The following is a 21,289-nucleotide window of genomic DNA, read 5'->3' as shown; positions in this document are numbered from 1 at the left end:
TGGGGTACGGCGCCGTAGCCTCCGCTCATGGCTCTTCCCGTCGCGTACGCACGGTCCCGCGAGCGCGTCGTCCGGCTCTGCGCGGCCGGTGGAGACTCCCGCCGACTGCGCGGGCGGCTGCTGAGGGAGCTGCGCGCCACCCTGGGCTTCGACGCGTTCGCCTTTCTGCTGACCGACCCCGAGACCTCCATCGGCTGCGCGCCGGTGGCGCATGTCCCCGTCCTGCCGGAGCTTCCCCGGCTGATCCGGCTGAAGTACCTGACCCGGACGAATCGCTGGACGACGCTGCGCGGCGCCGCCGCGCTGAGCGGCCACGAGCCCTCGTCGCGCGGTCCGTTGTGGGACGAGGTGCTCCGCCCGCACGGCGTACGGGACGTGGCCTCGGCAGTGTTCACGGACCGGTTCGGCTGCTGGGGGTTCCTCGACCTCTGGCGGTACGGGGAGGAGTTCGGCGCGCCGGAGATCGCGTATCTCGACGGGATCACCGCGCCCGTCACCGAGGCCCTGCGGCGTGCACAAGCCGAGACGTTCGTGGCACGCCCACCGGGCGCCGCCCGGCCGGGACCGCTCGTGCTGCTGCTCTCCCCCGACCTCCAGGTCAGGGGCCAGACCCCCGAGGCCCACGCGTATCTCGCCCGGCTGGTACCGCCCGAGCAGGGTCTGCCGCCCGTACCGGCCGGTGCGTACAACGTCGCCGCGCAGCTCCTCGCCCGGGAGGCCGGTGTCGACGAGAACGTCCCGCGGGCCCGCGTCCATGTCGCGGACGGTCTGTGGGTCACGCTGCGGGCGGCCCGGATCGGCGGGGCGGAGCCTGCGGCCGGGCGCGATATCGCGGTCACCATCGAGGAGACGACGCCCGCCGAGCGACTCGACGTGTTCGGCAGGGCGTACGGACTCAGTGATCGTGAGGGCGAGCTGCTGCGCCATCTCGCGGAGGGAGGCGACAGTCACGCGGTGGCCCGGGCGATGTTCCTGTCGGAGCACACGGTGCAGGACCACCTCAAGTCGGTGTTCGCCAAGACCTCCTGCCACAACCGTCGGGCGCTGCTCGCGCGGGCCCTGGGGACGTAAGAGCCGGGCTCAGCCCTGGACGACGGGGTCGTCGGTCCACGTGACGGACTCGATGAGCCAGTCGCCCCTGTCCTTCGCCTTCGCCTTCGTCAGCAGGCTGTGCTTGCGTCCCCACCCGGTGAAGGGGACGCCGTCGCGGACGCCGTGCTTGTAGTAGAGCGAGCTCCGCAGGGCGCGTCCGGCGGTGACGACGGTCGAGAAGCTGACCTCGAACTCCTCGAAGTCGGTCAACTCGGCTCCGTTCAGGAGCGTGTGACGGGGCGCCAGAAACTCCTCCACCGTCATCCGTTCGACGTGCCCGTCCTGATCGACGTACTCGATCACGGCCTCGGGCGCGAGGACCGCGCGTGCCGCGTCCAGCTCGCCGGCGCGGTGGGTGAACGCCGAGAGGAACGCGGTGACCGCCGTTGCCAGCCCGAGCCAGTCACCGGGCGTGGCGAGCGACTCCCCTGAGACCAGGCGCTCCAGGTCTGCCGTGGTCATGTCCCGGGTGTGCGGCTCGTGCGGCAGATAGAGCGCGACCTCGGGCAACGAACGGTAGGCGTAGATCGCCTCGAGGTCGTCCAGCCGTACGGGACGCAGACTCAGCCGCTTCGTCCGCACCGGGTACTCCGGATGCGTCGGGGCGCCGGGATCGGTGGCGTGGGTCTGGTCGGTCGGATCGGTCGCGCCGGACATCGAATCTCCGTTCGTGCGGTGGTCCCGCACAGTGTGACGCGCCGCCGTCCACCGAAGCGACCGTGTTCTTCGGACCCGGGCGCAGGACCGGCGCGGCCGTGCGAGCGTGCGGGGCGCCGCCACCAGGCTGAGATCGGGGGTGGGACGCGGGAGTCCGCCCGGCACAGCGGGAAGGGTGCCGGAATGACGTGGCTTCCGACGCTCGCGGGCGCCGTCCTGGTGTTGTTCATCCTCCGGGACGTGTTCCACACGCTCTGGCACCCGACGCGCCACGGAGGTCTGAGCAGACTGGTGATGATGTTCATGTGGTGGCTCTCCGCGCGCCTGGGCGTGTGGTGGCGGCCGGCGGGTCTCGCGGGCCCGCTGGGCATGGTGACCGTCCTCGCCTCCTGGGCACTGACCGTCGCCGTGGGATGGGCGCTCATCTACTGGCCCCACATGCCGGACGACTTCTCGTACGCGGCGGCGCTCGTCCCCTCCGAGCACGCAGGCCCGCTGGACGCGCTCTACATCTCCCTGGTCACCCTGGCCACACTCGGACTGGGAGACATCGCGCCGACCTCGGGGTGGCTTCGTGTCCTCGCCCCCATGGAGGCCCTCGTGGGCTTCGTCCTGCTGTCGGCGACCGTCGCCTGGATCCTCGGCATCTACCCGGCTCTGGCCCGCCGCAGGGCCCTGGCCCTGCGGCTCTCCCACGTCCGCCGCAGCCGGGCCACCTCCCAGGCCCTCGACTCAGACGGGGGCGCCGCTCTCCTGGACGGTCTCGCGTCGGCCTTCTCGATCGTCACGGTCGACTTCATGCAGTACGCCGAGTCCTACTACTTCTACGACGGCGACGAGCACACCTCTCTGCCCGGTCACCTCGACTACGCGGTCGGTCTGGCCGAGCAGGCCGCAGCTGCGCGCCATCCGGATGTCCGGTTGTCCGCGGCGGTGCTGCGCACGGCGCTGGAGGACCTGGCCGTCGTCCTCGACGACCGCTTCCTTCGCACGGAAGGCTCACCCGACCGGGTCTTCGCGGCCTACGCCGCCGACCACGGGCGCCCCCGGGAAGGGAACCGCGGCGCATAGGGGACGAGTCTCAGCGGCGGACGCGGGGCATTCCGAGGCCGATCCAGGAGATGATCTCCCGCTGGATCTCGTTGTTGCCGCCGCCGAAGGTGAAGATGACGGCCGAGCGGTAGCCGCGTTCGAGTTCGCCGTGGAGGACCGTGCCCGCGGAGCCCTCCTTGAGCGCGCCGGCCGAGCCGACGACCTCCATGAGCCAGGCGTAGGCGTCGCGGCGGGCCTCGGAGCCGTAGACCTTGACGGCGGAGGCGTCCTGGGGGGTCAGGGTGCCGTGCTGGACGGCGTTCACCATCTGCCAGTTGAGGAGTTTCATCGCGTCGAGCCTGGTGTGCGTGCGGGCCAGGCTCCGGCGTACCCAGCCGAGGTCGATCACGCGGCGGCCGTCGGCGAGCTTGGTGTCGGCGGCCCAGCGCTGGACGTCGTGGAGGGCGCGGATCGCCATCGTGCCGTGGGCGGCGAGGGTCACGCGCTCGTGGTTGAGCTGGTTGGTGATGAGCCGCCAGCCCTTGTTCTCCTCGCCGACGCGGCGAGAGACAGGGACGCGGATGTTCTCGTAGTAGCTCGCGGTGGTGTCGTGCGAGGCGAGGGTGTTGATGAGGGTGCAGGAGTAGCCGGGGTCGCTCGTCGGCACGAGGAGCATCGTGATGCCCTTGTGGGCGGGGGCGTCCGGGTCGGTGCGGACGGCGAGCCAGACCCAGTCGGCGGTGTCGCCGTTCGTCGTCCAGATCTTCTGCCCGTTCACGACGTACGCGTCGCCGTCCCTGACCGCGCGGGTCCTGAGGGCGGCGAGGTCGGTGCCGGCGTCGGGCTCGCTGTAACCGATGGCGAAGTCGATCTCGCCGGAGAGGATCTTCGGCAGGAAGTACGCCTTCTGCTCGTCCGTACCGAACTGCATGATCGTCGGACCGACGGTGTTCAGGGCCATCAGCGGCAGCGGGACGCCGGCCTGGGCGGCCTCGTCGAAGAAGATGAACTGCTCCATGGGGCTCAGCCCGCGCCCGCCGTACTCGACGGGCCACCCCACGCCGAGCCAGCCGTCGGTGCCGAGCCTGCGTACGGTCTCGCGGTAGAAGCGCTTCTGCGCGGCAGGGTCGGCGTAGCGCGCGTGGACGTCGTCCGGCACGAGGGCGGCGAAGTACGCGCGCAGCTCCTCGCGCAGACGGAGCTGGGCGGGCGTGTACTCGAGGTGCATGGGGCCTCCCGTGGCGGCGTCGTCCTGGGTACCGTGCGCGCGACGGCGGCCACGGTAGAACGTGTTCCATAAATGGGGAAGCCCCACGACGGCCCCGGGCGGGGGCCGTCGTGTTCCGCCTTGGCCCGGTGGGGGGAAGGTCCGGGCCAAGGCGGTCTGGCATGGGGATCCGGCGGGCGGATCAGGGCAGGAGCTCGTCCAGGGAGGCGCGTCCCTTCGCCGCCATGCGGCGCTCGGCCCACGCGAGGTTCTTCGGATTCACGTCACGGCCTGAGGCGAGGACCAGGTCCTCGGCCGTGTATTCGCCCTCCGACCCGGCATGCAAGAGGCGGTCGGGCGTCGGGCGCTCCCCCGGAGATGTCTTGTCGGACTCAGCGTTCATGCCGCCTCCTACTAGTTCTTCCGGTACCGGCCATTCTCGTGTCCGGTTCGCGGGACCGCATCCGGGCCGCTCGCCGAGGGCCCCTCCCCTCTGCTGGGTCACAACTCGTGCACGCGGTGTGTCGCCGCCATGGCGTCCAAGGGGTGCGGGTTCGACAATGGTGAGGATGACCGATGACGACCGGCGCACGCGCAGTGGCGAGATCGGGCCCACCGAGCGGCTCGCCATGAATCGGACCGGCAGCTTCGACTGGGACCTCGACACGGGCACCATCGACGTCGACGAGGCCGGGCTGCTGGTCTTCGGGCTGGAACCGGGCGCTTTCGACGGACGCCCCGCCACGCTCGTGCAGCGCCTCGACCCCGCGGAGCGCACCCGGCTCGACGCGGTGGTCCGGGCGGCGATCACCAGCGGCGAGACCTCGTACACCGCGCAGTTCCGGATCGAGGGGGACGACGGAGCACCCCAGTGGACACATGTCCAGGCACGCATCCTGAGGACGCCGGACGGGCGGGCCCACCGGATCGTCGGCATCGTCCGCGACACCACCGCCGAGGTCACCCACTCCGCGTTCGTACTGGAGCTGGAGAAGCGCCGCGAGGTCCAGACGAGCATCGTCGAGCGGACCACGCACGCGCTGTCGCGGGCCGTCACGGTCGACGACGTGACGGCGGCCATGACCGGCCCCGGCGGGCTCGCCCGGCTCGGCGCGGACGGGCTCGCGCTCGGCCTGGTGGAGAACGGCTCGCTCAACGTCATCGCGCTCAGCGGGGAGTCGCTGGACGCCCTGAACGACTTCCGTTCGCGCCGGCTCGACCGCGGCCTGCCGCTGGCCGAGACGGTCCTGAGCGGGCGGCCGCGGTTCGTGTCCTCGTTCCCCTCGCTCGGGCGGGACTTCCCGGAGCTGGCGCCGTACCTCGAGCGGCTGAAGTTCACCTCCGCCTGCTATCTGCCGCTCGTCGCCCAGGCGCGTTCGCTCGGCGGGATGGCACTGTTCTACCGGCGCCGCTCGTCGTTCAACGCCGACGAGCGCAACCTGCTGCTCGGGCTCGCCGCGATCGTCGCGCAGTCCCTGCAGCGCGCCATCCTCTTCGACGAGGAACGGGAGCTGGCGACCGGGCTGCAGGAGACGATGCTGCCGCGCCGCATCCCGGCGATCTCCGGCGGTGAGATCGCGGTCCGCTACCACGCGGCGTGGAGCGGGCGGCAGGTCGGCGGCGACTGGTACGACGTGATCTCGCTGCCCCGTGGCCGGGTCGGGGTCGTCGTCGGGGACGTCCAGGGGCACGACACCCACGCGGCCGCGATCATGGGCCAGTTGCGGATCGCGCTGCGGGCGTACGCGGGTGAGGGTCACGCGCCCTCGACCGTACTGGCACGGGCCTCCCGCTTCCTCGCCGAGCTCGACACCAACCGCTTCGCGACCTGCACCTACGCGCAGGTCGACCTGGGCACCGGGACCGTCCGCGCGGTGCGCGCCGGTCATCTGGGTCCGCTCATCCGGCACACGGACGGCCGGGTCGGGCAGCCGAAGCTCCGGGGCGGGCTGCCGCTCGGTCTGGCGACGGTGTTCGGGGACGAGGAGTTCCCGGAGACCCGGCTCGACCTCGTGCCGGGCGAGACGCTGGTGCTGTGCACGGACGGTCTGGTCGAGCAGCCGGGCTCGGACATCGATTCCGGTCTCGAGGCGCTGTCGGGGGCGATTAGCAGCGGTCCGCCGCAGGCGGAGGCGCTCGCGGACCATCTGTCGGAGCAGCTGTGGGAGCGGTGGGGCGCGGGGGACGACGTGGCCCTGCTCGTGCTGCGGCGGAGTCCGGACCCCGGCACCCCGCGTGCGCCCCGCATCCACCAGTACGTCCACCAGGCCGATCCGCAGGGGCTCTCGGACGCGCGGGCCGCTGTGGGTCGGGCCCTGCGGGACTGGAGCATGCCCGAACTGGCCGACGACGCCGAGCTGTTGACGGGCGAGCTGCTCGTCAATGTGCTGCTGCACACCGAGGGCGGCGCGGTGCTCACGCTGGAGGTGCTCCCGGAGCCGGTGCGTCGGGTACGGCTGACGGTGCAGGACCGGTCGTCCGCCTGGCCCCGCAGGCGGACGCCGGGCGAGGCGGCGACCTCGGGCCGCGGCCTGCTCCTGCTCGACGCGCTCTCCTCGCGCTGGGGTGTGGAGCCGCGCGGCGAGGGCAAGGCGGTGTGGTGCGAGATCGGCCCGGTGCACGCGGCGGCAGCCCCCGCTCCGTCCGGCCGAGGGTGAGAGTGAGGAGCGGGTATGGACCCCGTGGCGGCGCTGGACCGGATCGCCTTCCTGCTGGAACGCTCGCAGGCGCCGACGTACCGGGTACGGGCGTTCCGTACGGCCTCCGCCGCCGTCGCGGCCATGGCGGTCGGCGAGGCGGAGCGGCGCGCGGTGGCGGGCACCTTGGAGTCGGTCAAGGGCATCGGGCCGAAGACGGCCGCGGTGATCCGGGAGGCCCTCCAGGGGCGGGTGCCGGAGTATCTGGAACGTCTGGAGGCCGAGATCTCCGTACCGGAGGCCAGCGGCGGGGAGACGCTGCGGGCGGCGTTGCGGGGCGACTGCCATCTGCACTCGGAGTGGTCGGACGGCGGCAGCACGATCGAGGACATGGGCCGGACGGCGGCGCGGATCGGCCACGAGTGGGCCGTCCTGACCGACCACTCGCCGAGTCTGAAGGTCGCGCGCGGGCTGTCGCCGGATCGGCTGCGTGAGCAACTGGACGTGGTGGCACGGCTGAACGAGGAGTGGGCGCCGTTCCGTCTCCTCACCGGGATCGAGTGCGACATCCTGGAGGACGGTTCGCTGGACCAGGAGCCGGAGCTGCTCTCCCGCCTTGACGTGGTGGTCGCTTCGGTGCACTCGAAGCTGCGGATGGACGCGCCGGCGATGACGCGGCGGATGGTGAAGGCCGTACGCAACCCGCTGATGGACATCCTCGGTCACTGCACGGGGCGGCTGGTCGGCGGGGGCCGGCTGCGGCCGGAGTCGGCCTTCGACGCGGAGCGGGTCTTCGCGGCGTGTGCCGAGTCGGGGACGGCAGTGGAGATCAACAGCCGCCCGGAGCGGCTCGATCCGCCGCGCCGGCTGCTGCGGCAGGCGGTGGCGGCGGGCGTCTGGTTCGCGGTGGACACGGACGCGCACGCGCCGGGGCAGTTGGAGTGGCAGATCTTCGGGTGCGCGCGGGCGGAGGAGTGCGGGGTGCCGACGGAGCGGGTGATCAACACCTGGCCGGCGGACGAGCTGCTGGCGTGGACACGGGACCGGGGCAGGGAGCGGGGCAGGGAGCGGGGCCGGGGCAGGGAGCGCTAGGTCACGTGCGCTGCGCTGCCCCGGTGGTCACGTGCGCTGCCATACGGTGGTCGCGTTGCAGAACTCGCGGATGCCGTGCCCGGAGAGCTCGCGGCCGTAGCCGGAGCGCTTCACGCCGCCGAAGGGGAGGGCCGGGTGCGAGGCCGTCATGCCGTTGACGAAGACGCCTCCGGTCTCCAAGTCCCGTACGAAGAAGGCGATGTCCTCGTCGCTACGGGTCCAGACGTTCGAACTGAGTCCGAACGGCGAGTCGTTGGCGACGGCCACGGCCTCTTCGATGTCGGTCACCGGGTAGAGCGTGGCGACCGGACCGAAGGCCTCCTCCTGGTGGATGCGCATCTCGGGGGTGATGCCGGTCAGCACGGTCGGCTGGTAGAACCAGCCGCGCGGGCGGTCCTCGGGGCGGGATCCACCGCAGAGGACCGTGGCGCCCTTCTGTACGGCGTCGTCGACGAGTTCCTCCAGGTCGGCGCGGCCCTGTTCGGTGGCGAGCGGGCCGACGTCGGTGGACTCGTCGAGGGGGTCGCCGACGGTCAGGGCGGTCATGGCGGCGGTGAACCGTTCGGCGAAGTCGTCGTAGACGTCGCCGTGGACGATGAAGCGCTTGGCCGCGATGCAGGACTGGCCGTTGTTCTGCACGCGCGCGGTGACGGCGGTCTTGACGGCGCGGGGGACATCGGCGGAGGGCATGACGATGTACGGGTCGCTGCCGCCGAGTTCCAGGACCGTTTTCTTCACCTCGTCGCCCGCGATGGCGGCGACCGAGCGTCCGGCGGGCTCGCTGCCGGTGAGGGTCGCGGCGGCCACACGGCGGTCGCGCAGGACGGACTCGACGGCGCCGGACCCGATGAGCAGGGTCTGGAAGCAGCCTTCGGGGAAGCCGGCGCGCCGGAAGAGATCGCCGAGGTAGAGGGCGGTCCTGGGCACGTTGGAGGCGTGCTTGAGGAGGCCGGTGTTCCCCGCCATGAGGGCGGGCGCGGCGAACCGGATCACCTGCCAGAGGGGGAAGTTCCAGGGCATGACGGCCAGGATCGGGCCCAGGGGGCGGTAGTGGACGCGGGCGGCGTCGGCGCCGGAGTCCCGTACGTCGGCCGCGGCGGGGTGCTCGTCGGCGAGCAGGGCCTCGGCGTTGTCGGCGTACCAGCGCATGGCCTTGGCGCACTTGGCGGCCTCGGCGCGGGCGGCCGTGATCGTCTTGCCCATCTCGGTGGTCATCGTGCGGGCGACGTCCTCGGCGTCCTCGTCGAGGAGATCCGCGGCGCGGCGCATCAGTCGGGCGCGCTCGGCGAAGGACGTGGTGCGGTACTGCCGGAACGCCTCGTACGCGGCGCCGATCCGCCGCTCGACCTCGTCGTGCCCGTGCGCGTCATAGGTGCGCAGCGTCTCGCCCGTGGCGGGATTCACGGTGGCGATCGCCATGTGGCCTCCTCCTGCCCGTCCGCCCCACACGCACCCTCCCGCGCCCGGACGCCCTCCGCAATCGGGGAGGGGGCGCGGGGGTGACGGGAGGTGCGGGCGCGGGGGTGACGGCGGGCGCGGGCGCGGGGATGAGGGCTACCCGCCTGTCACCCACCGCAGCGCCCCCGCCAGATGCCCCCTGAACGTCTCGTCCCCATACGCCTCCTCCGCGTGCCCCAGCGCCGTGAAGAAGACCCGGCCGTCGCCGGCCTCGCGGCACCACACCAGCGGGTGGTCCGCACCCAGCGTCCCGCCCCGGTACGTGGACTCGTCCGCGCGGGCCAGGACCCGTACCCCCTTGTCCCGGGGGTTCGACGTGAAGTTGTACCACTCGTCCGTCCATGCCCACCGGCCCGGCAGCGCGGCGGTCCCGGGGTGGTCGGGCACGTCCACGCACACCACGCCCGGCTGGATCTCCGGGTGCCCGTCGAAGCGTGTGCCGAGCAGCTCGCCGTAGAACGGCCAGTCCGGCTCCGCGTTGGCCGCTGCGTGGATCGCGAGGAAGCCCCCGCCCCCCACGACGTACGCCTCGAAGGCGGCGCGGCCGGACGTGCTCAGGACCGGCCCCGTCGTCGAGAGGAAGACCACCGCCGCGCACCGCCCGAGCCGCTCCGGCGTGAAGACCGCCGGATCCTCGGTCACCTCGGCCCCGTACCCCGCCGCCCCTGCCAGCTCCACCAGGGCCTTCGCGGCCGCAGGGATCGAGTCGTGGCGGTAGCCCGTCGTGCGGGTGTAGATCAGGACGTCCGCGATCGGCACGAGGTCGGCTCCCTTGGAGGCGGTAGAGATAGCAAGCGCTTTCTGGCCTGACGGTAGCCACCGGCATCCCCGCACCGCAACTGGCTGGTTCCAGGACCGGCCTACCGGTCGTCGCCCAGCTCCCGCGTCGTCGCCGCCAACAGCGGGGCCAGGAAGTCCCGTTCCAGCGTGCCCGGCGGAAGTTCCTCCGGTTCGACATAGCTCTGCGCGAGTCCGCCCTCGCGCAGGGCGATCAGCATCCGGGCGAACCGGTCCGCGTCGACGGTCAGTTCACGTCCGGCCCGGCGCAGTACGGCCTCGACACCCCGGGCGATCTCGGCCCGCAGCCGGGCGTCGTGCCGGGCGAGCACCCATGCCGCCTGCCGGTCGCGGATGGCGTGCAGGGTGAACTCGGTGGTGACGAGGTACCAGTCCCGCTCGTCCGGCTCGATCCGGGAGGCGAGTTCGGCGAGCCGCTCCAGGGTGTACTCCTCGTCGGCGAGGCTGTCGACGGCCTCCGCGAGCCGTCGTACGGTCCGTTCGCTGTGCTCGTCGAAGAGGGCAAGGAAGAGCTCTTCCTTGCTGGCGAAGTTCGAGTAGTAGGCGCCGCGCGTGTAGCCGGCGCGTTCGCAGATCTGCTCGATGGTCGTCGCGTGGAATCCGTGCTCGGCGAAGGTCTCCAGGGCGGCCTTGAGCAGCGCTGCCCGGGTGCGGGGCCGACGCCTGGTGACACCTTTCGGCACGGGTGGGCCCTCCTTCGGTCGCGCTGGCGGCGCCCACGATACCGACGGCTCTCGCAGGCACGGATCAGCCCCGGACGATAAAATTCACGCATGGGAGAGCGGCCCGTCGCGCCCGCCGCGCCCGAGCTCGTGCTCGAGATCGCAGGGGACGCGACCGTGATGAGTCCGAGCCGGGTCTACCGCATCGGGCGCGACCCCACCAGCGACGTCGTCCTCGAGGACGACCGCACGTCCTGGCACCACGCGGTGCTGCGGGCCGTCGGCGACCACTGGACGCTTGAGGACGAGGGCAGCACGAACGGGACCTACGCGGACAGCCGCCGCATCGCCGTGCGCGAGGTCGGTCCGGGTACGGTCATACGGTTCGGGCATCCCGGAAACGGCCCGCGCGCCGTCCTCTTCGGCGCCGCCCCGACCACGGCTCGGCCCCTAGCCCCAGCGGACGAAGGCCCGGCAGATGCGGGCCCGACGGACGCGGGCCCGGCGCCCGAGCCCGCCGCGGCCGCGCCAGCCGCGCCCGAGCCCGCCGCGCCTGAGGCGCTCCGGCGCGAAGCTCCCGCACCCGAGGCTCCCAGGCCGGAACCAGCCGTACCCGAGGCGTTCCGGCGCGAAGCTGCCCCGCCCGAGGAGCTCCGGCCCGAACCTCCCGCAGCTGAGGCTCCCGAGCCGGAGCCACCCGTACCCGAAGCCCCGGCGCCCGAACCTCCCGCACCCGAGGCCGTCAAGACTGAACCTCCCGAGGCTCCCGCGGCCGAGCCCGTACGGGAGCCCGGGCCAGGGCCCGGGGCCCCTGTTCCTCCACCCGAACCGGCCCCCGAGCCGCCGCCTCCCACGCCCCGGCCCGTACCGGCCCCCGAGCCGCCGCCTCCCGCGCCGCCGCGGACCCCGCCCCGGCCGTCCTCGGTCTCCCATCCGGCCGCGACCGGCACCTTCCGGCAGCCCACCTCCGTGCGGCCGCTGCCGACTCGGACCGTACGCATCGGCCGCGGGCCGGACAACGACCTGATCGTCGACGATCTGGTCGTCTCCCGGCGCCACGCCGAACTGCGGGTGCACCCCGACGGCACGTACTGGATCCAGGACCTCGGCAGCCACAACGGCACCTTCCTCAACGGCCGTCCCGTCACCAGTGCCCGCGTCACCCCGGACGACATCGTCGGTATCGGGCACGCCGCGTTCTGCCTCATCGGCGGACAGCTCGTCGAGTTCACGGACACCGGCGAGATCTCCCTCGACGTGCAGGATCTCGCGGTCACGGTCGACCACGGACGCAAGACCCTCCTGGAGGACGTGTCCTTCCCCGTCGGGCAGAAGACCCTGCTGGCGGTGGTCGGTCCGTCCGGCGCGGGCAAGTCGACGCTGCTCGGTGCGCTCACCGGTCAGCGCCCGGCCGACCAGGGAACCGTCCTCTACGACGGCCGGGACCTCTACCGCGACTACGCGGAGCTGCGCCAGCGCATCGGTCTCGTACCGCAGGACGACATCCTCCACCTCCAGCTCACCGTGCGGCGGGCCCTCACCTACGCCGCCGAGCTGCGCTTCCCTGAGGACACGGCGGCCGGCGAGCGCCGGGCCCGGGTGGACGAGGTGATCGGTGAACTCGGCCTCGTCGAGCGGGCGGAGCAGCCCATCCACAGTCTTTCGGGCGGCCAGCGCAAGCGGGTCAGTGTGGCGCTCGAACTCCTCACCAAGCCGTCGCTGCTCTTCCTGGACGAGCCGACCTCGGGTCTCGACCCCGGGATGGACCGCTCGGTGATGCACATGCTGCGCGGACTCGCCGACGACGGCCGTACGGTCATCGTCGTCACGCACAGCGTGCTGAGCCTGGACGTCTGCGACCGGCTGCTCGTCCTGGCGCCCGGCGGTCGCGTGGCCTACTACGGACCGCCGGACGACTCGCTGGACTTCTTCGGCTTCGCCCAGTGGCCGGAGGCGTTCGAGGCCTTCGAGACCGACCGCGGCCGCGACTGGGCGGGGCAGTACCGGTCGTCGCGCTTCCACCGCCGGTACATCGCCGACGCGATGCAGCGGCCGGGACTGCCCGTCTCCGGGGTCGTGCCCGAGCCCCCGCCGCCGCGCAAGGCGCAGAGCTGGGGGTCCCAGCTGCGTACCCTCGTGCGGCGCTACACGGCGGCCCTGGCCGCGGACCGGACCTTCCTGGCCATCATGATCGCCCTGCCGTTCGTGATGGGAGCGATGGCCCGGGCGCTCTCGGAGGGCAGTCTCAACCCCGAGTCGACGCTGAACGTGCTGCTGATCCTGTGTGTCGGCGGCGTGCTGACGGGGGCCGCCAACGCGGTGCGGGAGCTGGTGAAGGAACGCACGATCTACCGACGGGAGAGAGCCGTCGGCCTGTCCCGCTCCGCGTATCTGATGTCGAAGGTCGTGGTGCTGGGCACGATCACGGTCGTCCAGGCGGTGGTCCTCACGCTCGTCGCGCTGATCGGCGTGCCGCTGAACGTCCCGGACGGCGAGGGCGTGTTCCTGCCGCCGCTGGTGGAACTCACGCTGGCCGTGGCCCTGCTCTCCTTCACGGCGATGATGCTCGGGCTGTTCGTCTCCGCCCTGGTGCGCAAGGAGGAGGTGACGATGCCGCTGCTCGTCCTCCTCGCCATCGTCCAGGTGGTGTTCTGCGGCGCGCTGCTCACCGTCCACGGGACACCGGTCCTCGAACAGCTGGCGTGGCTGGTGCCGTCGCGCTGGGCGTTCGCCGCGATGGGGGCGACCATCGACATCGGCAGGATCGCGCCGAGCGAGAAGACGGCGGATCCTCTGATGGACCACACGCTGAGCGCGTGGCTGGTCGACATGGGGATGCTGGTCGCGCTCTGCCTCGTCCTCGGCTTCGTCGTGGCGAGGCTGTTGCGGCGGCACGAGCCGGTGATCATGCGGAAGTAGCCGATGTCCGCCGGCCGGCGTCGGTCGGCCGAATATCGGATCCAATATCCATGATCCAAGATCAGGTATCCAGGATCAGATATCCAATATCCGGACCAGTGAAGGCAGGCGGCCCATGGGCATCCCGGTCACTCCCCCGGTCCCGGACGCGCTACCGGACTTCCGGCCGACGCATGTCGTGCCGCGCCACGGTCTGCCCACCTGGGAGGCTCCCGATCCCGGCCTGCCGACCGTGCCGCTCGACGCGTTCCTGCCCGTGCAGCTCACGGAGCGGGTCGGTGACTGGGGGCAGGTCCTCTGCTCCAACGGCTGGACCGCCTGGGTCGACGCCCGGCTGCTCGTCTCCGTACCCGTGGATCCGCCGGATGCCCGTCAGCCGCTCGCCAGGACCGCCGACCCCCGGCCGCTGATCGCCCGCGCGGAGGAGTCGCTCGGCCGCTACCGGCGCGCGGCCGAGGAGCTGGCGGCCGGCCGGACCGACCGGGACACGTTCCGGCGCCGGACGCACGGGCTGCGGGTGGGGATGGTGGTCGACGGCGAATCGCTGTGGTTGTACGACGCGGAGCACGAACGCTGGGTGTACTGCGACGGGACGGCACTGAGCACGTACGCCGCCGCGGCCGGTCCCTCGGCATCCTCCGCCGTACCGGAGGGCGGGACGGCGGCGGCAGGGCACGAGCCGACGCGGGTGGTGCCACGCCTCGACGAGGAGGACGGACGACCGGGAGACCGGGAAGGCCCCACCGGCCCGCCGCCCACCCGGGTCGTGGACCCGGCGCATCTGCCGGGTGAGGGCTGATGGCCGACGCGGCGCGGGACCCCGATCTGCCCGCCGGCCGGGAGTCGGGGCTCGTCGGCAGGCAGATCGCGGGCTACGTCGTCGAGGCGGAGGTCGGCCGCGGCGGGATGGCGGTCGTGTACCGGGCACGTGACCTGCGGCTGGAGCGGACGGTGGCGTTGAAACTGCTGGCGCCCGAGCTGGCCCGCAACGACACCTTCCGCAAGCGGTTCGCGCACGAGTCGCGCGTGGCGGCCGCGATCGACCATCCGCACATCGTGCCGGTCTTCGAGGCCGGCGAGACGGAAGGCGTCCTGTACATCGCGATGCGCTTCGTCCCCGGGCAGGACCTGCGCGCGCTCCTCGACCGCGAGGGCGCCCTGGCGCCGGAGAAGGCGGGCCGGATCGCCGTACAGGTGGCCTCGGCACTGGACGCCGCGCACGCCCACGACCTGGTGCACCGGGACGTGAAGCCGGGCAACATCCTGGTCGACGAGGGCACCGACCGCGACCATCCGGAGCATGTCTACCTCACGGACTTCGGGCTCACGAAGAAGTCCCTGTCGCTGACCGGTCTGACGACGGTCGGGCAGTTCGTGGGCACGCTCGACTACGTGGCGCCCGAGCAGATCTCGGGCAAGCCGGTGGACGGCCGGTGCGATGTGTACAGCCTGGCGTGCGTGGTCTACGAGACGCTCACCGGCGTGCCCCCGTTCCGCCGCGACGACGACATGGCCCTGCTCTGGGCCCATCAGTACGACCCGCCGCCCCCGCCGTCCGCCGAACGTCCGGAGCTTCCCGAGGCGGCGGACGAGGTCCTCGCGAAGGCGCTGGCGAAGGCTCCGGAGGAACGGTACGGGACGTGTCTGGAGTTCGTCGCGGCGCTGCGCGCGGCCCTGGAGCGGGGCGGTCCCGGTCCGGGCGGCGGTGGCGGCCCCGTCCGTCCCGAGCCGCCGACCCCGCCGCCGCCACCGCCGGCATGGGCGCGCCCGGTCTTCCGCGAGCCGTCCGCCACCTGGTCGTAGCGCTTCCGTGCTTCTAGCCCTTGGGGGCCGGCTGCGGAGAGGTCTCCGCTTCACCGCGGCGGTGGACGCGGGAGGCGAGCAGCCCGCCGAGGAAGCCCGCGACGAGCCCCCAGAGCAGGGCGAACCCGGCGGTCTTCCAGACGTGGGGGCGCAGCACGACCTGGCCGCCGAGGGACTCGAGTTCACCGATGCCGAGGATGGAGAGCCCGAAGCGCGCCTCGACGAGCGTGACGGGGGCGACGACCAGCATGGTCAGGGCGAAGGCGACGCCCAGGTGGAGGGCGTGCTGCCAGAGCCGCGTACGGGCCGGCGAACGGACCGCGGCCACGAAGGCGACCGCCAGGACGAGCACGGCCGCCACGGGCAGCAGCCACCAGGCCCGGGAGTCGTACGAGGCGAGGGAGGACAGGTCCACGGTGGAGAGGCCCGCGGTGTCCGTGCGCAGCACCGAGTCGAGGATCTGGGGCATCGGCAGCCCGAACGGCCCTTCGACGGTGCCCTCCCAGGAGCCTCCGATACCGACGCCGAGAGCGAGCCAGCTGACGTTCGGCAGGCCGAGCAGGATCACGGCGAGCGTGTCGGCCGCGTGGCCCCTGGAGGCCGCGACGACGATCCCGATGACCAGGCCGACGAGGACGTACGCGAGGAGCAGGAGCAGCATGGCGGAGGCGGCCGGCCGTACGGCCTCGTGGTAGCGGACGAGCCGGGGCGGGAGCGGGGTCCTGCGCGAGACCAGCAGGGCCATCAGCAGCACGCCGAGGATCCAAAGCAGCCCGAAGAACAGCGTGGGTCCCACCTCGGTGCGGAATCCGACGGTGGGGTTCGCCGCTTCGAGGAGTTCGCCGAAGAGGTCGGAGATCGTGTCCTGGCTCTCGCCGCCGCCGATCGAAACGGGAAAGTCGTGGCGCGCGAGGGCGGAGAGCCCGGCGAGCGCGGCCAGCCAGAGCAGGACGGTGCGGGCGGCGCGGGCGAGGAGGTCCCGGGTCCGGGCGACGGCGTGGTGGCGCAGCGGGAGAAGGAAGCAGAAGCCGGTGACCAGTGCGCCCACCAGGGTGACGGTGAGGGGCATGGCGGTGAGTTCGGCGTTCGTACCGGCGAGCGCGCCCGCATCGCCGGAGAGGTCGATCTGCCCTCCTGCCGCCATGACGACGACCGCGGCGACGACGTTCACGAAGCCGCCGGGCAGGTCGGCGGCGCCCGCGGCCCAGAGGCCGAGCGCGGCGACGACGGCCATCGCGAGGAAACCGGCGAGGACGGCGGCCAGAGCCTCGCCCCAATGGCGGGCGAGCTGCTGGGCGTCGGAGGCCGGGCGGGACGTGGTGGGGAGCGGACTACTCACGGTCACCACGCTAGTACCGACGGCTGACGTCCGCTTGCGGGCGGCGCCCGTTCCGCGCACACAATGGGCCCGGAACGGAAGAAAGGGAAAAACGTGACGTCCCAACCGCCGTCCGGCCGCCCCTCGGTTCCCCCCTCAGGTCCGCCTTCGGGCCCCCTCTCGGGCCCGAGCACCAGCCCCGGGAAAGCCGGTCCCCCACCGCCGCCCGGGCCGCCTTCCGGCGGCGGTGGCGGTGGCGGTGGCGGTGGCGGTGGTGCGGGCGGAGGCGGCGGTGCGGGTGAAGGCGGTGGAGGCGGCCCCTGGTGGCGTTCCGTCCCCAAGGTCGCCTCGGTCACGGCCGTCCTGGTCGCGGCCGTGGCCCTGGCGGTCGTCCTCACCCGTCCGGACGGCAATGGCGGCGGCGGTGGCTCCGGCGGCGGCGAGGTGTTCCTGCAGAACGCCTCGGCCACCGGCCCCGACCCCTTCACCAAGTCGACGGCCCGCGCCGCCGACGCCTCGCAGTCGCCCACCCCGCTGCCCAGCCCGACCCGGACCACGGACGCCACCTCCGCCACGCGCAGCGTGACCGGTTCGGCGGCGGGCCTGTACGGCGGAACGCGGAACGTGGCGAGCTGCGACGTCGAGCAGCAGGTGCGCTTTCTGGCCGACCAGCCTGCCAAGAACGCGGCCTTCGCCTCGGTGCTCGGCATCTCGGCGAACGGAGTGCCCAGATATCTGCGGTCCCTGACCCCGCTTCAGCTCCGGGTCGACACCCGGGTGACCAACCACGGCTTCCGTGGCGGCTCCGCCACGTCGTACCAGGCGGTCCTCCAGGCCGGTACGGCCGTCCTGGTCGACGACCGGGGTGTGCCCCGGGTGCGCTGCGCCTGCGGCAATCCGCTGACCCCGCCGGTCGCCCAGAAGTCCCCGAAGACGACGGGCACCCGGTGGGCCGGCTACCAGCCCTCCCAGGTGGTCGTCGTGGCGCCCTCGGTGACCGTCGTGAACATCTTCGTCGTGTACGACCCCGAGGACGACGGCTGGTTCGCCCGCGAGCCGGGCGACACGGGGCGGCAGGACAAGCCGACGACCCCGCCGACCGCTCCCCCGTCGCCCTCCGTCTCGAAGTTGACCGAGTCCCCGAAGTCGGAGTCCCCGCCGACCTCTCCGGTGCCGTGTGTGACGGTGACGGGTGACGAGACGCCGACGCCCCATGGAGGCGTCACGCCGCCGGTATGCCCCTCGGACTCCCCTCCGTCCCCGCCGGCCCCGAAGTCGCCTGCCTCACCCGATTCGCCGAGCCCGCCGTCGGAACCCGCGACGGACGGAACGGCCTCGCCGGAGAGCCCGCAGGCGGCGGGCAGCGCCTCGGACGCGCAGCCCGTCCTCTGACGCGTCGGGCGCGGTCTTCCGGGCTCCGGCCCGGCGGAAATCCGGATGCCCGGCCCCTTCCATGTGTGTACGGTCCACCAAGTGGAACCTCTCACCGACCAACAGATCCGCTCGTCGTTCGTGAACTGCACGAAGGGCGAGGCAAGCAGACTCAAGCTCCCGCTGGACTTCGCCGAACTCCCTTGGCAGGACCTCGACTTCCTCGGCTGGGTCGACCCCGGCGCGCCGCTGCGCGCCCATCTCGTCGTCCCCCGCGAGGACGGTCCGCTCGGCATCACCCTGCGGGTGCCCGCCACGAGCCGCACCAGCGCGGTCAAGTCCAGCCTGTGCCAGGTCTGCCTGACGGGGCACGCCTCGTCGGGCGTGACGCTGCTCGCGGCGCCGCTCGCCGGCAGCCGCGGACGCGAGGGAAACACGGTCGGCATCTACATCTGCTCCGACCTTGCCTGTTCCCTGTACGTCCGCGGCAAGCGCCAGCCCAGGCTCCGGGCCGGCCGCCACGAGGAGTCACTGACGGTGGAGCAGCGGATCGAGCGGACGACGACGAACCTGGACGCGTTCCTCGCCAAGGTGACGGCTGGCTAGACCGGATGGCCGCAGCGGGTCAGCGGAAGGCCTGCTCGCCCGTGAGGGCCTTGCCGATGACCAAGGAGTGGACCTCGCTGGTGCCCTCGTAGGTGAGGACCGACTCCAGGTTGTTGGCGTGACGCATCACCGGGTACTCCAGGGTGATGCCGTTCGCGCCGAGGATGGTGCGGCACTCGCGGGCGATGGCGATGGCCTCCCGTACGTTGTTCAGCTTGCCCACACTGACCTGCTCGGGCGCGAGGGTGCCCGCGTCCTTGAGGCGCCCCAGGTGGAGGGCGAGCAGCATGCCCTTGCCGAGCTCCAGGGACATGTCCGCGAGCTTCTGCTGGGTCAGCTGGTAGGAGGCGAGGGACCGTTCGAAGACGATCCGGTCTCCGGCGTACGCGATCGCGGTCTCCAGACAGTCGCGGGCGGCGCCGAGCGCGCCGAACACGATCCCGAAGCGCGCCTCGTTGAGGCAGCCGAGCGGGCCGGACAGTCCGCGGGCCGCGGGCAGCATCGCATCGGCGGGCAGCCGTACGTCCTCCAGGACCAGTTCGCTGGTCACGCTCGCCCGCAGCGACAGCTTCTGCTTGATCTCGGGGGCGCTGAAGCCGGGGGTGCCCGCGGGCACCAGGAAGCCGCGGACGCCTTCGTCGGTACGGGCCCAGACGACGGCCACGTCGGCGACCGAGCCGTTGGTGATCCACATCTTCGTGCCGCCCAGCACCCAGTCGTCGCCGTCGCGCCGGGCGCGGGTGCGCATGGCTCCGGGATCCGATCCGGCGTCCGGCTCGGTGAGGCCGAAGCAGCCGATGTACTCGCCGGCCGCCATCCCGGGCAGCCACTGCTGCTTCTGCTCCTCGGAGCCGTACTTCCAGATCGCGTACATCGCGAGGGAGCCCTGCACGGAGACCAGGCTGCGCAGACCCGAGTCGACGGCCTCCAGTTCCAGGCAGGCCAGGCCGTACGCGACGGCGTTGGTGCCCGCGCAGCCGTAGCCCTCCAGGTGCATGCCGAGGACGCCGATACCGCCGAGCTGCCGGGCGAGTTCGCGGGCGGGGATGGCGCCCCGCTCGAACCATTCGGCGACGTGGGGGCGCAGTTCCTTGTCCGCCATGGCGCGAACGGTGCGGCGGATCTCCCGCTCCTCGTCGGTCAACAGGCCGTCGATCACCAGCAGATCAAAGGGGTGGACGGGGGTCGACTTCGACGCGTTCGGCGACTGCGGGGACGGCTTCACTGACGGCCTCCAGGCTGGTGCGGCTACTCGGCGTGCCGAAGCGTAGCGGGAGATCGGATTTTGGATCCAGTATTGAATATCTGATCTCCGATGCGTACGTTCCAGCTGGATCCGACCGCCGGCGAAGGAGAGCGGATGCGCGCAGATCAGCAGGTGACGCCAGCCCCGGGTGCCCTGTCCGGGATCGTCGTGGCCGATTTCGGGCGCGTTCTCGCCGGGCCGTACATGACGATGCTCCTGGCCGACCTCGGTGCCGATGTCATCAAGATCGAGCGACCGGGCACCGGTGACGACACCCGGGCCTGGGGTCCGCCCTTCGCCGACGGCGAGGCCACCTACTTCCTCGGGGTGAACCGGAACAAGCGCTCCGTCGCCCTGGATCTGACCGACCCCGCGGACCTGGACACGGCCCGGGCGATCGTCGATCGCGCCGACGTCCTCGTGGAGAACTTCCGGCCGGGCACGATGGAGAAGCTCGGGCTCGGTTACGAGGCCGTCCGCGCGTCCAACCCCGGCCTCGTCTACTGCTCGGTGACCGGCTTCGGCGCCGCCGAGGGCGCCCATCTGCCCGGCTACGACCTTCTCGTCCAGGCCATGGGCGGGCTGATGAGCGTGACCGGCGAGCCCGGCGGGCAGGGGACGAAGGCGGGCGTCGCGCTCGTCGACGTGATCACCGGCCTCCACGCGGGCATGGGCGTCCTCGCCGCGCTGCGGCACCGGGAGCGGACGGGCGAGGGCCAGCGGGTCGAGGTCTCCCTGCTCTCCTCGCTCCTGTCCGCCCTCACCAACCAGTCGGCCGCCCACCTCGGCGCCGGTGTCGTCCCGCGGGCCATGGGCAACCGGCATCCGAGCATCGCTCCGTACGAGGTTTTCGAGGCGAAGGACAGGCCGCTCGTCCTCGCGGTGGGCAACGACCGCCAGTTCCGCACGCTCTGCGCACGCCTCGGCCTGCCCGGTCTCGCCGACGACCCCCGCTTCGCCACCAACACCGCCCGCGTCGCCCACCGCGAGGAACTGGTCGCGGCGCTGGCGGGTCCCCTCGCCGAACGGAGCGCCGACAGCTGGTTCGAGGAGCTGACCGGCGCCGGAGTGCCCTGCGGTCCGATCAACGATCTCGCCGCGGCCTTCGGCCTCGCCGACCGGCTGGGCCTCGCACCCCGCGTCCCCGTCGCCGCGGCCGGACCGGGCCAGGTCGTCAACCCGATCACGCTCGGCGTCACCCCACCCTCCTATCGCGCCGCTCCCCCGCGGCTCGGGGAGCACACGGCGTCCCTGCTGACCGAGCTGGGACGGGCGCCCGGCACGCCGTAGGAAGATATACGGATCAGTGCCAGGACCCGCACAGGCGCGGGCCGAGCGGCAACGACGGAAGAGACGCCGTCGACGACATCACCGAATCAACGACGGAAGGGT

The 21,289-nt window shown here is 72.3% G+C and carries 18 protein-coding genes; 10 read left to right on the top strand and 8 right to left on the bottom strand.

The genetic code is table 11. From position 1 onward, the window contains the following. Positions 1-27: 27 nt before the first annotated feature. Positions 28-1,071: a helix-turn-helix transcriptional regulator gene (locus ACZ4VI_RS25295; protein ID WP_468002669.1), complete on the top strand. Its 1,044-nt coding sequence runs from the start codon at positions 28-30 to the stop codon at positions 1,069-1,071. Between the two features lie 9 nt (positions 1,072-1,080). Here ACZ4VI_RS25295 and ACZ4VI_RS25290 read toward each other — a convergent pair whose 3' ends face one another. Then, a complete protein-coding gene (locus ACZ4VI_RS25290) occupies positions 1,081-1,749 on the bottom strand; it encodes a GNAT family N-acetyltransferase (RefSeq protein ID WP_468002667.1) in 669 nt (222 codons plus the stop codon). Between the two features lie 183 nt (positions 1,750-1,932). Between ACZ4VI_RS25290 and ACZ4VI_RS25285 the strand changes: the two genes are divergently transcribed. Next, complete coding sequence (locus ACZ4VI_RS25285) at positions 1,933-2,820, top strand: potassium channel family protein (RefSeq protein WP_468002666.1); 888 nt, start codon at positions 1,933-1,935, stop codon at positions 2,818-2,820. 10 nt (positions 2,821-2,830) lie between these two features. Here the strand turns inward: ACZ4VI_RS25285 and ACZ4VI_RS25280 are convergent, their stop codons facing one another. After that, positions 2,831-4,009, bottom strand: coding sequence for an acyl-CoA dehydrogenase family protein (locus ACZ4VI_RS25280; RefSeq protein ID WP_468002664.1), 1,179 nt, complete (start codon positions 4,007-4,009; stop codon positions 2,831-2,833). A 181-nt stretch (positions 4,010-4,190) separates the two neighbouring features. Next, a complete protein-coding gene (locus tag ACZ4VI_RS25275; protein ID WP_468002662.1) occupies positions 4,191-4,391 on the bottom strand; it encodes a hypothetical protein in 201 nt (66 codons plus the stop codon). Between the two features lie 166 nt (positions 4,392-4,557). On the opposite strand from ACZ4VI_RS25275, the gene ACZ4VI_RS25270 reads away from it, so the two are divergent. After that, positions 4,558-6,645, top strand: coding sequence for a SpoIIE family protein phosphatase (locus tag ACZ4VI_RS25270; protein WP_468002660.1), 2,088 nt, complete (start codon positions 4,558-4,560; stop codon positions 6,643-6,645). Between the two features lie 15 nt (positions 6,646-6,660). Next, positions 6,661-7,716 (top strand): PHP domain-containing protein, encoded by a 1,056-nt coding sequence (locus ACZ4VI_RS25265; RefSeq protein WP_468002658.1) that lies wholly within the window; start codon positions 6,661-6,663, stop codon positions 7,714-7,716. A 27-nt stretch (positions 7,717-7,743) separates the two neighbouring features. On the opposite strand, the gene ACZ4VI_RS25260 is transcribed toward ACZ4VI_RS25265, so the two are convergent. The 3 genes from ACZ4VI_RS25260 to ACZ4VI_RS25250 form a co-directional block, all read right to left on the bottom strand. Continuing rightward, positions 7,744-9,135, bottom strand: a complete 1,392-nt coding sequence (locus tag ACZ4VI_RS25260) for an NADP-dependent succinic semialdehyde dehydrogenase (protein WP_468002656.1) — start codon at positions 9,133-9,135, stop codon at positions 7,744-7,746. A 135-nt stretch (positions 9,136-9,270) separates the two neighbouring features. Further along, positions 9,271-9,933: a ThuA domain-containing protein gene (locus tag ACZ4VI_RS25255; protein WP_468002654.1), complete on the bottom strand. Its 663-nt coding sequence runs from the start codon at positions 9,931-9,933 to the stop codon at positions 9,271-9,273. A gap of 101 nt (positions 9,934-10,034) precedes the next feature. Further along, positions 10,035-10,655 carry a TetR/AcrR family transcriptional regulator gene (locus ACZ4VI_RS25250; protein ID WP_468002652.1) on the bottom strand — a complete coding sequence of 207 codons (621 nt, stop codon included), beginning with the start codon at positions 10,653-10,655 and terminating at the stop codon, positions 10,035-10,037. A 90-nt stretch (positions 10,656-10,745) separates the two neighbouring features. Here ACZ4VI_RS25250 and ACZ4VI_RS25245 point away from each other — a divergent pair, with 90 nt between their 5' ends. The 3 genes from ACZ4VI_RS25245 to ACZ4VI_RS25235 all read left to right on the top strand — a co-directional run bounded on the left by ACZ4VI_RS25245 (position 10,746) and on the right by ACZ4VI_RS25235 (position 15,356). Beyond that, positions 10,746-13,553, top strand: a complete 2,808-nt coding sequence (locus tag ACZ4VI_RS25245; RefSeq protein WP_468002650.1) for an FHA domain-containing protein — start codon at positions 10,746-10,748, stop codon at positions 13,551-13,553. Positions 13,554-13,668: 115 nt separating this feature from the next. Beyond that, positions 13,669-14,352: an SH3 domain-containing protein gene (locus ACZ4VI_RS25240; RefSeq protein ID WP_468002649.1), complete on the top strand. Its 684-nt coding sequence runs from the start codon at positions 13,669-13,671 to the stop codon at positions 14,350-14,352. Continuing rightward, positions 14,352-15,356, top strand: a complete 1,005-nt coding sequence (locus ACZ4VI_RS25235; RefSeq protein WP_468002647.1) for a serine/threonine-protein kinase — start codon at positions 14,352-14,354, stop codon at positions 15,354-15,356. The genes ACZ4VI_RS25240 and ACZ4VI_RS25235 overlap by 1 nt, the downstream gene beginning before the upstream one ends. 13 nt (positions 15,357-15,369) lie before the next feature. Here the strand turns inward: ACZ4VI_RS25235 and ACZ4VI_RS25230 are convergent, their stop codons facing one another. Continuing rightward, entirely contained in the window at positions 15,370-16,704 is a 1,335-nt protein-coding gene (locus tag ACZ4VI_RS25230) for a streptophobe family protein (RefSeq protein WP_468002646.1), read from the bottom strand. An 84-nt stretch (positions 16,705-16,788) separates the two neighbouring features. Between ACZ4VI_RS25230 and ACZ4VI_RS25225 the strand changes: the two genes are divergently transcribed. Next, positions 16,789-18,066, top strand: a complete 1,278-nt coding sequence (locus tag ACZ4VI_RS25225; protein ID WP_468002644.1) for a DUF6777 domain-containing protein — start codon at positions 16,789-16,791, stop codon at positions 18,064-18,066. A gap of 45 nt (positions 18,067-18,111) precedes the next feature. Continuing rightward, entirely contained in the window at positions 18,112-18,651 is a 540-nt protein-coding gene (locus ACZ4VI_RS25220) for an FBP domain-containing protein (protein WP_468002643.1), read from the top strand. Positions 18,652-18,670: 19 nt separating this feature from the next. Here the strand turns inward: ACZ4VI_RS25220 and ACZ4VI_RS25215 are convergent, their stop codons facing one another. Further along, entirely contained in the window at positions 18,671-19,876 is a 1,206-nt protein-coding gene (locus tag ACZ4VI_RS25215) for an acyl-CoA dehydrogenase family protein (protein WP_468002641.1), read from the bottom strand. A 135-nt stretch (positions 19,877-20,011) separates the two neighbouring features. On the opposite strand from ACZ4VI_RS25215, the gene ACZ4VI_RS25210 reads away from it, so the two are divergent. Then, complete coding sequence (locus ACZ4VI_RS25210) at positions 20,012-21,187, top strand: CaiB/BaiF CoA transferase family protein (RefSeq protein ID WP_468002639.1); 1,176 nt, start codon at positions 20,012-20,014, stop codon at positions 21,185-21,187. Positions 21,188-21,289: the final 102 nt, after the last annotated feature.

The sequence above is a fragment of the Streptomyces sp. NPDC029169 genome, assembly GCF_055563935.1.
This window is presented reverse-complemented; position numbering and strand designations above follow the sequence as displayed.

Bases quoted from the DNA above. Each gene is read 5' to 3' on its own strand.
- ACZ4VI_RS25235 (WP_468002647.1), top strand. From the start codon at position 14,352: ATGGCCGACGCGGCGCGGGACCCCGATCTGCCCGCCGGCCGGGAGTCG.
- ACZ4VI_RS25295 (WP_468002669.1), top strand. From the start codon at position 28: ATGGCTCTTCCCGTCGCGTACGCACGGTCCCGCGAGCGCGTCGTCCGG.
- ACZ4VI_RS25285 (WP_468002666.1), top strand. From the start codon at position 1,933: ATGACGTGGCTTCCGACGCTCGCGGGCGCCGTCCTGGTGTTGTTCATC.
- ACZ4VI_RS25290 (WP_468002667.1), bottom strand. From the start codon at position 1,749: ATGTCCGGCGCGACCGATCCGACCGACCAGACCCACGCCACCGATCCC.
- ACZ4VI_RS25280 (WP_468002664.1), bottom strand. From the start codon at position 4,009: ATGCACCTCGAGTACACGCCCGCCCAGCTCCGTCTGCGCGAGGAGCTG.
- ACZ4VI_RS25260 (WP_468002656.1), bottom strand. From the start codon at position 9,135: ATGGCGATCGCCACCGTGAATCCCGCCACGGGCGAGACGCTGCGCACC.
- ACZ4VI_RS25240 (WP_468002649.1), top strand. From the start codon at position 13,669: ATGGGCATCCCGGTCACTCCCCCGGTCCCGGACGCGCTACCGGACTTC.
- ACZ4VI_RS25220 (WP_468002643.1), top strand. From the start codon at position 18,112: ATGCCCGGCCCCTTCCATGTGTGTACGGTCCACCAAGTGGAACCTCTC.
- ACZ4VI_RS25210 (WP_468002639.1), top strand. From the start codon at position 20,012: ATGCGCGCAGATCAGCAGGTGACGCCAGCCCCGGGTGCCCTGTCCGGG.
- ACZ4VI_RS25270 (WP_468002660.1), top strand. From the start codon at position 4,558: ATGACCGATGACGACCGGCGCACGCGCAGTGGCGAGATCGGGCCCACC.
- ACZ4VI_RS25265 (WP_468002658.1), top strand. From the start codon at position 6,661: ATGGACCCCGTGGCGGCGCTGGACCGGATCGCCTTCCTGCTGGAACGC.
- ACZ4VI_RS25275 (WP_468002662.1), bottom strand. From the start codon at position 4,391: ATGAACGCTGAGTCCGACAAGACATCTCCGGGGGAGCGCCCGACGCCC.
- ACZ4VI_RS25245 (WP_468002650.1), top strand. From the start codon at position 10,746: ATGGGAGAGCGGCCCGTCGCGCCCGCCGCGCCCGAGCTCGTGCTCGAG.